Here is a 12,569-nt window from a genome sequence, read left to right as displayed (position 1 = left end):
ATCTATAACTTTATGAAAAATCTATAACGACTGATTTTTTGTAATTTATAATAAATGCTCTTAAAGATAGAAAAAGCTTTTCTTTTGATCTCTTTATGAAACATCATACATATGAGCAATATACGAATATCATCTTTTAGCTTGGTAATATATACGAAAAGAAAATAGCTTTTATTAAATTATCTTAAAAACTCATCTCAATAATAAAAAATGCTTATGGGCCTTCTTCATTATTTAAAATGTTAATGATTTAAATTTTAGTGCAAAAGTGAATTCAAAATATCATTTTATTCTTCTATATATAAAATAATGTTATCAATAAATTGTTATAGAATAACTTTTTATGAAGTTTACTAAATATAAATTTATAAAAATTAAAATGATATTCTTTACTTGAAACATTCTTCAATATGAAATCGTATATCCTTCATAAGATTTTTTTCTTTTCTGGAAGTATTATATTATGTGTAATTCTTTAATGGTTCTGCAAAGCATAAGTGCATCCTTCACAAGCAGACCGTCTTCTGTAAAATTATCTTTTATATCATCAAAGATTTGTTTTTCATCGCTATAAGAGCTGTCTGTTAGAAATTCTTTAATATCCATGACTAAATTAGAGCTTACTGAGTTATTTAGACCTTTTTCCCAACTAAAATCTTTATCTTTCTAATCAAAACTTTTACGCAAAATAGCACCTATATCGCTCTGCAATATATTTTCTAATGTTTTACAATTAAGCATGAACATGATGATAATTTTTCGTTATTATCTCCATCCTTCAAATTTTTTGTTCTTTTAAAAACTTATTTCGTTCCTGAAAACGCTTATAATATTCTGATTTAGAAATATTTTTTCTTTTGTTTTTAAAATGTTGATATTGTTCTTCAAAAGATAACCCAGCACAAAGGTTTTTGACGCCATAAATTAAAGGGAGTAACAAAAAAACTATCATCACAACCTTTGTAATAAAGAAAGAATGTTATCTTGATCTAAATTTTTTAGAGAATTTATAGAAAATATTTATATGCAAATGCTATTGTTATGGCCACACCGCCTGAGCCATTTTTTATTATATCAATAAGTGTCATAATAGAAAAACCAAATAAATATGTAAGGGATTATTTTGTTATAAACTTAAATTTTATTCTTATAAAAAACAATAACTTATTATTTTAATAGAATAATCTTCTAAAAACAAGGAATGGTTCTGAAAAGTAAAAAAACTTTTTTAAACAGAATGTTGTTCTGCCATTTCTACAAGTTGTGTCATAATCGTTGCTGCTCCAATAAGTCTGTCATCAACGCTAGCCCAATCGCGAATAAAAGCAATACTTTGATCTGGACGAATTTTTGCCATTGAACCTTGTTTTTGCACCCACTGAACAAGAGCAATACTATTGGCGAAATAGTTATTGCGAAACTGTATAACAATACCTTTTGGCCCAGCATCTAATTTTTCTACATGGGCTTTTCGACACAAGGTTTTGATATAAAAGACTTTAAGAATGTGTTGAACTTCAAGGGGTAACGGACCAAAGCGATCAATTAACTCTGCTGCGAATTCATCAATCTGCTCTAAATTCTCAAGTTCTGTCAAGCGTCGGTAAAGCCCCATACGTAATGATAAGTCAGGCACAAAACTTTCTGGGATCATCACGGTTGTACCAAGTGAAATTTGAGGTGACCATTGCTTATCTTCACTAAGTTCTCCATCTTTTAATTCGGCAACAGCTTCTTCAAGCATTTTTTGATAAAGTTCAAATCCAACTTCTTTGATATGCCCTGATTGTTCTTCACCTAAAAAATTACCCGAACCACGAATATCCATATCGTGACTTGCCAATTGAAAGCCTGCTCCTAATGTATCAAGAGATTGTAACACTTTAAGACGGCGATCAGCCGCAGGTGTTAAAACTTTACCAGAAGGAAATGTAAAGAGTGCATAAGCACGTTGTTTTGAGCGCCCTACCCTTCCTCGTAACTGGTAGAGTGCAGAAAGACCAAACATCTCAGCGCGATGCACAATTAATGTATTAGCTGTTGGAATATCAAGACCAGATTCAATAATGGTTGTCGATAATAAAACATCATATTGTCCATCGTAAAATGTGTTCATAATATCATCAAGTTGTTCAGCCGGCATTTGTCCATGAGCGACAACGAATTTGAGTTCTGGAACATTTGTTTTGAGATATTTTTCTACAAAAGCCAGATCAGAAATACGAGGACAGACATAAAAACTTTGTCCACCACGATAATATTCTCGAAGCAAAGTTTCGCGTATAACAAGTGCATCAAATGGTGAAATAAAAGTACGAACCGCCATTCTATCAATGGGGGGAGTGGTAATTAATGAAAGTTCACGGACTCCTGATAACGCCAATCCTAAAGTTCGTGGTATGGGGGTTGCTGAAAGTGTAAGAACGTGAATATCACTTTTCAGCTCTTTTAAACGTTCTTTGTGTTTTACCCCAAAATGTTGCTCCTCATCAATGATAAGAAGACCTAATCGTGAAAAATTGACTGCACCACTTAATAATGCATGGGTTCCAATAACAATATCGATTGTACCATCTGAAATACCTTTTTTAACTTGTGCAAGCTCTTTCGTTTTTACAAGCCTTGAAGCATGACCAATTTTAACCGGTAGTCCTTGAAAACGAGAAATAAACGTCTTGTAATGTTGACGTGAAAGCAAAGTTGTCGGTACAACAACAGCAACTTGATACCCATTTAATGCGGCAACAAAAGCACTTCGAATGGCCACTTCAGTTTTTCCAAAACCAACATCACCGCATATCAAGCGATCCATCGGTTTTCCTGAAGCTAAATCGTCTAAAACGGTATCAATGGCATTCATTTGATCTTCTGTTTCTTCATAGGGAAAACCAGCAACAAATTCGTCAAATGGTCCAACTGGTGGAAGTAAAGCAGGGGCAGCACGTGTTGCACGCTCCGCAGCTATACGGATTAATTGCCCTGCCATTGCCAATAAATGTTTTTTAAGGCGAGCTTTACGTGCTTGCCAAGCAACTCCCCCTAATTTATCTAAAGTTACCTCTGTTCCTTCTGAGCCATAACGTGAGAGAAGCTCAATATTTTCAACAGGTAAAAAGAGTAAATCACCTCCAGCATATTTAATTTCAAGGCAATCTCGCAAAATTCCAGTGGTTGTGATGGTTTTTAGACCAACAAATTGGCCAATACCGTGGTCGATATGCACAACAATATCACCCGAATTTAAAGCAGAAATTTCAGAAATAAAATTTGTATTATTTTTACGCCGCTTTGGTGCTCTGATGAAGCGATCGCCAAGGATATCTTGCTCTGCTATAATAGCTAAATCTTCAGCCTCAAAACCATGTTCTATCATGATAACAGCTGCTAATATATGATCTCGTGGTGTTGCTTTGACAGTTTGCAAGGATTTTACAACATCTATTTTTTTTAATCCATGCTCATCAAGAACTTGTATCAAACGATTGAGAGACCCTTCACTCCAACATGCTAAAAGTACTTTTTTTCCAGCAGCGCGTAAAGAGGCGATATGATCAATAACACTTGAAAAAACATTTTTTTCTTGCGCATTACGCTCTTTTACAAAATCATATCCCTGTTTAACATTGGTGTGAATAACTGTTTGTTCCAAACTTTGTGGAATATGAAAAGGCGAGAAATTAATACGCTGTGAAGATTGTTGCACACATTCCAAAACACGCTTTGGCGTTAAATAGAGAAGACTAGGGTCTATTGGATGATAAGAGGTCGAATTTTCTTTATCATTTTTACGCTCTTTACGCGCATTATAATAGTCTTCAATAAGGCGATAACGCTCAATAAAAACTTCTTCTATGAGATGTTCAAAAACAAGTGGTAAATTGCCAGAATGATCAAAAAAAGTATCAAGGTTTTCATAAAAAAATGGAAGCCAATGTTCCATACCAGCAAAACGCCTACCTTGAGCAATTGCTTTATAAAGCATGGTATTCTTTTGAGAGATACCAAATGTACGGGTATAATTGCTTTTAAAATGGCTAATGCGTTCTGGTGTGAGAGCAACCTCACTCATTGCTTGTAATAAAAGTTCCGTTTTTTGGCGTATTGTTCTTTGACTTTCTGGATCAAATACGCGGATGCTTTCTAGGGTATCTCCAAAAAAATCAAGACGTAAAGGTTCAAGGTCCATCGGAGAAAAAATATCAACTATTCCCCCTCTTACAGCAAATTCCCCAACATCACGGACAACCGTAACACGTTCAAAACCATTGGTTTCTAGGAATTGAATTAAATGCCCCATGTTATGGCGCTGACCAACATGTGCGTGAATGCGCTGCGCTTCTATCATTTCACGGGGAGGCAACTTTTGCATAATTGCATTTGCTGTTGTTAATATAATTGCAGGATGTGGATTTTGACGTAAATTTGCCATATGTGCCAATGCTGATAGTCGACGGGCCATAACAGCAATTCCTGGTGACACGCGATCATAAGGCAAACAATCCCATGCAGGAAATTGAAGGACCGGCAAATTGGGCTCAATAAAATTTAAAACTTGTTGTAAATGCGCAATTTTTGTTCCATCTTGGACAACATAGATGATCGGTTTTCTTCGTGCAATTTCTGAACTTAATTTAGCAAGTGCAAAAGCTTCAAAGCCATCAGTAACGCCATCAAAAATCATATGAGCAGAACTATTTTGGGGAATGACAATTTTTTTAAATATAGGCATCGAAATCAATAAGTTAAGTAAGTACGATAATTGGCAATATCACGAAAAAGCGGACTATCAATTTCAGAGGGTGGTAAAATTTCTCCAGTCATCCATGTGAATAAATCGCGATCATCAAAAGACATAATATATTCAAGTTCAGAAAGCGTTTTATCATTCATCCCAGTAATATGAGCATCAACATAGCGCCCAAAAATAAGATCCATTTCACGAATACCGCGATGCCATGCGCGAAAAACCAATCGGCGACGACGCACATCCAATTGATTTTTGTCGTTGACAAAAACTGTCATAAAAAGTCTCCTTGAATAAAGTAATATAAACTTTTCAATTTGTCGTATAAAATTTGTACCTTATTTTTAAGGAAGTTCTATAATTTTTTGTTCTTTAAGTGTAATTCTACGATGCATTTGCTTAGCCAAAGCGTAATTATGTGTTGCAATAAGAGCAGAAAGACCAGACTGACGAACCAGAACAGATAAAGCTTGAAAAACATAAGCTGAAGTTACGGGATCAAGATTTCCTGTAGGTTCATCGGCCAAAAGAACAGAAGGGCCATTTGCTACGGCACGTGCAATAGCAACACGTTGTTGCTCTCCTCCTGATAACTCTGAGGGACGATGGTTAGCACGATGCGAAATACGCAGATATGTCAATAATTTACGTGCACGATCTTCTGCGCTGGACTTTTTTAATCCTGCTATCATTTGCGGTATCATAACATTTTCTAACGCAGTAAACTCTGGAAGTAAATGATGAAATTGATAAACAAAACCAATATCATTTCGTCTGATCGCTGTTCGCTCACTATCAGAACGCTTTGCACAAGAAACCCCCCGTAATAACACATCACCAGCTGTTGGTTTTTCTAATAACCCCGCAATATGAAGAAGTGTTGATTTTCCAGCACCAGATGGTGCAACAAGGGCAACAAGTTCTTCACGATTAAGAATAAAATTTGCTTTATCTAAAACAATGAGCGGTTTATGACTTTCGAAAAAGCGTCTTTCAATCTCTACAAGCTCTAAAATCGCTGTCATTATTCATACCTCAAAGCTTGTACGGGATCTAGTTTAGCAGCACGCCATGCCGGAACGAGAGCTGCAAGAAATGACAAGAATAAAGCCATTATAGCAACAAAGACGGTCTGTTTCCACTCAATTTGTGCCGGCAATTTTGTTAAAAAATAAAGTTGAGGATTAAAAACATCAACATTAAATAACCAAGATATAAAGTCTTGGATATGATTAATATTTATAGTCGCAATAACACCTAAAATTAAACCCAATATCGTTCCAATAAAACCAATCATCATTCCTGTGATGATAAATATACGCAAAATTGCACTCTTTTGGGCACCCATCGTGCGTAAAATTGCAATATCATGACTTTTATCTTTTACAAGCATAATCAAGCCTGAAATAATATTTAAAGCAGCAACAAGAATAATCAGAGAAAGAATGAAAAACATGACATTCCGTTCAATCTGTAAGGCTGAAAAGAAAGCTTGATTGCGTGTACGCCAATCAATTAAATAGACCTGTTGATCAACTGCTTTTTCTATGATGGGTTTTATTTGGTCAACAGCATCAGGATCATTTAGAAATAATTCTAAAGACTGAACCTTATCTCCTAAATTAAAAAACATTTGTGCTTCATGGAGAGGCATAAAAACAAATATTGAATCATATTCAGACATACCAACTTCAAAGATAGCAACGACTTTATAAGCTTTCACACGTGGGGTAACGCCAAAAGGCGTTTCATCACCATCGGGGGTAATAATACGAAGATCTCTCCCAACTGTAAGTCCCAATTTTTCCGCTAAACCACTTCCAATTGCAACACCTTCTTCTTGATCAAACTGAGAAATCGATCCTAATTTAATGTTTTGAGAGACTGTTTTAAGTTTTTCTAAATCTTGTTTGCGCATACCGCGAACTAAAGCGCCAGAACCGCCTTGAACTTCACCTTGAACAAGCGCTTGACCTTCAATAACAGGCAAAGCAAACTTCACACCATTTTTAGATTCTAAAGAAGAAATAAGAGTTTTATAATCAGAAAAACCAGAATCAACTGTTTGAATAATAAGATGCCCATTCATTCCAAGAATACGATTGAGAAGTTCTGTACGAAAGCCATTCATCACCGCCATAACAACAACCAGAGCGAATACGCCTAACATAATCCCAATAAGAGAAATAATTGAAATAACAGACGCAATAGCATGCTTTTTATTAGGAATCATATAACGAAAAGCAATCATCCACTCATAAGATGAAAACCATTTATTTTTCAGCCTCTTCATAACATTTCCTATGAAAGTATAGAAAGTTGGCTGAGTGCATCTTCAACCTTTAGAGATTTTTTTATACCTGTCTTTCGATCTTTAATTTCAATCTCATTTTGTGCAATGCTGTTAGGACCAACAATGATTTGCGTTGGCAAGCCAATCAAATCCATTGTTGCAAGTTTTGATCCAGGACGTTCATTTCTATCATCTAATAAAGGATCAAAACCAGCATCCTTTAATCCCTGATAAAGAAATTCACATACTTGTGTACATTTTGCATCATCAGGCTTCATATTGATAATTCCAAAATCAAACGGTGCCATCGACTTTGGCCAAATAATACCATTTTCATCATGAGAAGCCTCAATAGCTGCTGCAACAAGACGCGAAGGTCCAATACCATAAGATCCCATAGAGACCACATGCTCTTTTCCATCCTGTCCCATAACTTTTGCTCCCATTGGAGCAGAATATTTAGTACCAAAGTGGAAAATATGCCCAACTTCAATACCACGCGCTGAAAGACGATTTTCTTCAGAAATCTTAGCCCATTCTTCTTCATTATGCATTTCTTCTGTCGCCGCATAAAAAGATGTCCATTGTTTAACGGTATCATCTAAAACAGCTTTATCACTAAAATCGATTGAACTATTGGGAACGCTAAGTTCAAGAAATTTTCTATCACAGAAGATAGCGCTCTCTCCCGTTTCAGCTAAAATGATAAACTCATGACTAAGTTCCCCCCCTATTGGACCTGTATCTGCACGCATGGGAATGGCTTTTAATCCAAGGCGAGAAAAAGTGCGCAAATAAGCCACAAACATACGATTATAAGATGTTTTAGAACCTTCATAATCAAGATCAAACGAATAAGCATCTTTCATTAAAAATTCCCGTGCTCGCATCACACCAAAACGTGGGCGAATTTCATCACGAAATTTCCATTGAATATGGTACAAATTAAGCGGAAGATCTTTATAAGAACGAACATAAGAGCGGAAAATATCTGTCACCATCTCTTCATTGGTCGGACCATAAAGTAAATCACGCTTTTGACGATCTTTAATACGGAGCATTTCAAGGCCGTAATCATCATAACGATTGCTTTCACGCCAAAGATCAGCAGATTGAATTGTAGGCATCAATATTTCTATTGCACCAGCACGTTCTTGCTCTTCACGAATAATTTTACAAACTTTATCAAGCACTTTTTTTCCTAAAGGAAGCCAAGAATAAATTCCTGATGTTTGTTGTCGAATCATCCCAGCACGCAACATGAAGCGATGAGAAACAATTTCTGCTTCTTTAGGATTCTCTTTTAAAAGAGGAAGGAAATATTGAGAAAGACGCATTGAAATAATTAACTCCTACTCAGATCTATCATATTGGAACAATTTAACATACCCTCTATTTATCTATAGCCGCATTCTGAATACTTGCAAATATAACGATCTTATTGTTTAAAAATTTGTTGTGCTTTATTCTCTATTTTTCTTATTGAGCAATAAAATAAAAATGCTCAGCTTTTTTAAATAACGTAATATGGGAATGCTTTATTTTGACCGATGTAAAAAAACTGTACAGAGAGGTTTTTTTTGCCAAATTTCATGAACAGCTGCTCTCACTGCACGTCGTGTTGCCTCTCGAATAACTTCATTATTTTTCCGTTTCATGCGTGGGATGTTATAAACTGTATTTTCTACAATCTCTAAAAGAATATCTTTCAATTTTTCCCCCTTTTCATTACTCTCAGGCAGTCCAAATATGCTGAGACCGATATCATCTAATAACTCATGTTTGCTATTCATATGGAGAGAAACAGCAACATGACCAGCGTAACTTAGTTTGCGGCGTTCACGAATCCCTAATTCATCTTCATCTCCAATGAGACAACCATCCTTATAGATGCGCCCAACAGGAGCTTGATCAATAACTTCTACAGGGTTGGGCGCAAGACGTAATATATGGCCATTTCTAATATCTCTAACAATTGTAATACCTGCGTGACGTGCTAAAGCGGCTTGAGCAGTAAGATGTACTGCCTCACCATGAACAGGAACAAGTATATGTGGTTTTATCCAATCATACATCTGTAAAAGTTCTGAACGACGGGGATGACCTGAAACATGAACAAGTGCATCTTCATTCGTAATAACTTTAACACCTAAATCGATGAAACGATTTTGTATCTCAAGAATCGCTTTTTCATTTCCTGGAATACTTCGTGATGAATAAATAACAGTATCACCAGTGGAAAGCGCAATATTCCTCATTCCCTCACGTGACAGTTTAGCCAAAGCAGCATGTGGCTCACCTTGGCTCCCGGTGACAATTAAAACAAGTTCTTTTCGTGGGATATAACCATAATCATCTTCCGTGACAAATGGCGCTAAGCCATCCATATAACCAAGCTCTTGTGCGACCATAAGACTCCGCTTAAGAGAACGCCCAATGACAAGCACCTTACGCCCAACAGCCTCAGCGGCAAGAGCAATAGAACGTATCCGACCAATATTAGAAGCAAAAGTTACGATTGCAACACGCCCTTCAGCTTTTGAAATAATCTCAGAAAGACTGGTTTGAACCTGCTGCTCTGAGGGAGATATACCATCCCGACACGCGTTTGTGGAATCACAAAGCAATGCTAAAACACCTTTATTGCCTAAAGCACGAAATCTTTTTTCATCCGTTACAGCCCCAAGTGAAGGGGTATGATCAATTTTCCAATCACTCGTATGGACCACAGTTCCCAAAGATGTTGTAATGGCTAAAGATACAGATTCTGGTATCGAATGATTAACAGCAATAGCCTCTATGGCAAAGGGACCAACCTGAAAACAATCCCCTGCTTGAAAAATATTGAATGACATTTTATGGGTTTCAAAATCAGATTGACTTTTACTTTCCAATAACCCTGCCGTGAAAGCTGTACAGTAAAGTGGAACTTTTAACTTTGGCCATAAGTCAAGAACAGCCCCATAATGATCTTCATGTGCATGTGTTAAAACAAGACCACGTATATTATGTTTTTCACTTTCTAGAAAACGAATATCGGGGAGAACAAGATCAACACCTGGTAATTCAGACCCTGCAAAACTAACGCCCATATCAACAAGCAGCCATTCACGAAGATTTTGAGAGCCAAATCCATAAGCAGCCAAATTCATCCCTATTTCACCTACCCCCCCCAGAGGCAAAAAAACGAATTCATTTTTATTGGTTGCAATCATAAACATCTCCCAAATAGTTAAGATAATCTGATGGTAAAATAATTCTTTTAATAACGACCTGCATTAACAGAAGCAGCCGAACCAAAATGAACATCTCCAGCTGTTATAATAGTTCTCTGATCATTTTTTTGTTTTATGATGCCGTTAAAATCACGATCAAGACCATCAAAAATACCCTCAATGATTTTTTCATCATTCACTACTTTGACATGTTTTCCAAGATGGGCAGAATATAAAAGCCATTTATTTCGGATTATTTCACGTCCTTTTGATTGTTTCCAAAGAAGGTAATTTCTAGAAAAAGACTCCGTCAAAACCGTAAATAATTGTTCTGCCTCAATATGCAAACCAATATCCTGTAAGCTCGAAGTGGGATAGGGTGCATTTTCGTAATTATATTTCACATTTATTCCAATACCAATAACCAATGCATATTGTTGTGATGGCAATTTAAAAATCTCAAGCAAAATCCCAGAGCTTTTCGCTCCTCTGAGTAAAATATCGTTTGGCCATTTTAAACTCACAATATCGTTTGTTTGCTTTTCATCTTTTATAAATTGTTTTATTGCCTCTACCACACTGACTCCAGCAACAAAACCAATCTGAGCAGCAGTTTGATAAACAATATCATCAATTAACAAAAGACTAGAATAAAGGTTCCCTTTGGGACTAGACCAAGTCCTCCCTCTTCTCGCTCTTCCCTGTAATTGTTCTTGTGCAACGATCCAAAGATAACCTTGATGACCAGTTTGTGCTTTTTGTTGCGCAATAAGATTCGTGGAATCAATACTTTCATACGATTCAATAGTGTATCCTTGTTTCTGGGTAAAATCTGACAAAATATAAACCATATTCATTAAAACAATGCTGCTGCTGCTTTTTCTGCCAATTCAGCAAACCAAACTCCAAAAAGCATATAAAATAAAATAAACAATGCAGAAAGACCGAGACAAAATCGAAGCTCATTCGATAAAGCAATAAAATGCGCTTTTGCGTCATCAAACCACATAATTTTAATGACTCGTAAATAATAAAAAGCCCCAACGACAGATGCTATCATCCCAACAACAACAAGGGGCGTAAAACCGGCATGAACAGCAGCAGAAAATGTATACCACTTTCCAAAAAAACCAGCCATAGGTGGTATACTGGCTAAAGAAAAAAGCTGTATTGTCATGACAATAGCCATAAACGGATTTGTTTTTGCTAATCCTGAAAGATCATAAATATCTTCAACATTGCCACTCTCAGTCCGCATTCCAAGAATAAAAGCAAATGAGCCAAGAGTCACACCAAGATAAATGGTCATATAAAGAATAACACTTTTTATTCCTAGCATATCTCCAGCTGATAAACCAACAAGTGCATAGCCCATATGGCTGATCGACGAATAAGCCATTAAGCGTTTAATATTATTTTGACCGATTGCAGCAAATGCACCAAGTATCATTGATGCAAGTGCCATGAACACCAAAATTTGTTGCCATGCAGGCATCGCACTATCAACACGCCCTAGAGGAATGAAGGTCATCACAATAATACGGATGATTAAAGCCATTGCAGCAACTTTAGGCGCTCCAGCAAAAAATGCTGTAATCGGTGTTGGGGCACCTTCATAAACATCAGGTGTCCACATATGAAATGGAACAGCAGAAATTTTGAAAGCCAAACCAGCTAAAATAAAAACAATTGCAAAAATAACTCCCAATTGTAAATTCTCACCTTTTAAAGCAAGAGTAATTTCGTGAAAACCAATTTGACCGGTAAAACCGTATAGCAAAGAAATACCATAAAGCAGCAATCCTGAAGATAATGCTCCTAAAACAAAATATTTTATACCTGCTTCAGAAGATTTTACATTATTACGATTAATCGCTGCTAAAACATATAAGGCTAAGGATTGTAGTTCTAACCCCATATAAAGCGACAGCATATTCCCTGCTGAAATCATCAACATCATGCCAAGGGTTGCTAAAAGAACAAGCACTGGAAATTCAAATATATTGAACTTTTGCGCATTGGCAAAACCAACAGACATGATAAGAGAAAAGAGTGCACCAATGAGCATTAATATTTTCATATAACGACTAAAGGAATCAATAATGAGTGCATTGGTTTGAAATAAACCACTTTTCGGAAAAATGATGAGAATAATAATGGTTGCCACAAGAAGAGCCATGGCTAAACCTGTCACTGTTAAAGAAGCACGTGCACTGGAATAAACACCAATCATAAGCAACACAACTGCTCCTAATGCAATTAAAATCTCCGGAAGAATTAAGACTAATTGTGTTATTATTTCACTTTGCATGAGAAT

General features: G+C 36.2%; 8 protein-coding genes. All 8 read right to left on the bottom strand.

Annotated features, from left to right (window positions below; genetic code table 11):
• Positions 1 to 1,228: 1,228 nt before the first annotated feature.
• A complete protein-coding gene (mfd, locus tag CEV08_RS06480) occupies positions 1,229 to 4,729 on the bottom strand; it encodes a transcription-repair coupling factor (RefSeq protein WP_100130866.1) in 3,501 nt (1,166 codons plus the stop codon).
• Between the two features lie 5 nt (positions 4,730 to 4,734).
• On the bottom strand, positions 4,735 to 5,022 hold the full coding sequence (locus tag CEV08_RS06475; protein WP_100130865.1) for a succinate dehydrogenase assembly factor 2: 288 nt from the start codon (positions 5,020 to 5,022) through the stop codon (positions 4,735 to 4,737).
• Between the two features lie 66 nt (positions 5,023 to 5,088).
• On the bottom strand, positions 5,089 to 5,769 hold the full coding sequence (locus CEV08_RS06470) for an ABC transporter ATP-binding protein (RefSeq protein ID WP_100130864.1): 681 nt from the start codon (positions 5,767 to 5,769) through the stop codon (positions 5,089 to 5,091).
• Complete coding sequence (locus CEV08_RS06465) at positions 5,769 to 7,037, bottom strand: lipoprotein-releasing ABC transporter permease subunit (protein WP_100130863.1); 1,269 nt, start codon at positions 7,035 to 7,037, stop codon at positions 5,769 to 5,771. Before CEV08_RS06465 ends, CEV08_RS06470 begins: the two co-directional genes overlap by 1 nt.
• An 8-nt stretch (positions 7,038 to 7,045) precedes the next feature.
• Positions 7,046 to 8,374 (bottom strand): proline--tRNA ligase, encoded by a 1,329-nt coding sequence (gene proS, locus CEV08_RS06460; RefSeq protein ID WP_100130862.1) that lies wholly within the window; start codon positions 8,372 to 8,374, stop codon positions 7,046 to 7,048.
• Positions 8,375 to 8,575: 201 nt separating this feature from the next.
• On the bottom strand, positions 8,576 to 10,252 hold the full coding sequence (locus CEV08_RS06455) for a ribonuclease J (protein ID WP_100130861.1): 1,677 nt from the start codon (positions 10,250 to 10,252) through the stop codon (positions 8,576 to 8,578).
• Positions 10,253 to 10,299: 47 nt separating this feature from the next.
• On the bottom strand, positions 10,300 to 11,109 hold the full coding sequence (locus CEV08_RS06450) for a biotin--[acetyl-CoA-carboxylase] ligase (RefSeq protein WP_180753563.1): 810 nt from the start codon (positions 11,107 to 11,109) through the stop codon (positions 10,300 to 10,302).
• The gene (nuoN, locus tag CEV08_RS06445; protein WP_100130860.1) at positions 11,109 to 12,563 is read right to left on the bottom strand and encodes an NADH-quinone oxidoreductase subunit NuoN; all 1,455 of its coding nucleotides are present in this window, start codon (positions 12,561 to 12,563) and stop codon (positions 11,109 to 11,111) included. Before nuoN ends, CEV08_RS06450 begins: the two co-directional genes overlap by 1 nt.
• Positions 12,564 to 12,569 lie beyond the last annotated feature (6 nt).

The sequence above is a fragment of the Bartonella tribocorum genome, from assembly GCF_002778015.1.
Lineage (GTDB): Bacteria > Pseudomonadota > Alphaproteobacteria > Rhizobiales > Rhizobiaceae > Bartonella > Bartonella tribocorum_B.
This window is presented reverse-complemented; position numbering and strand designations above follow the sequence as displayed.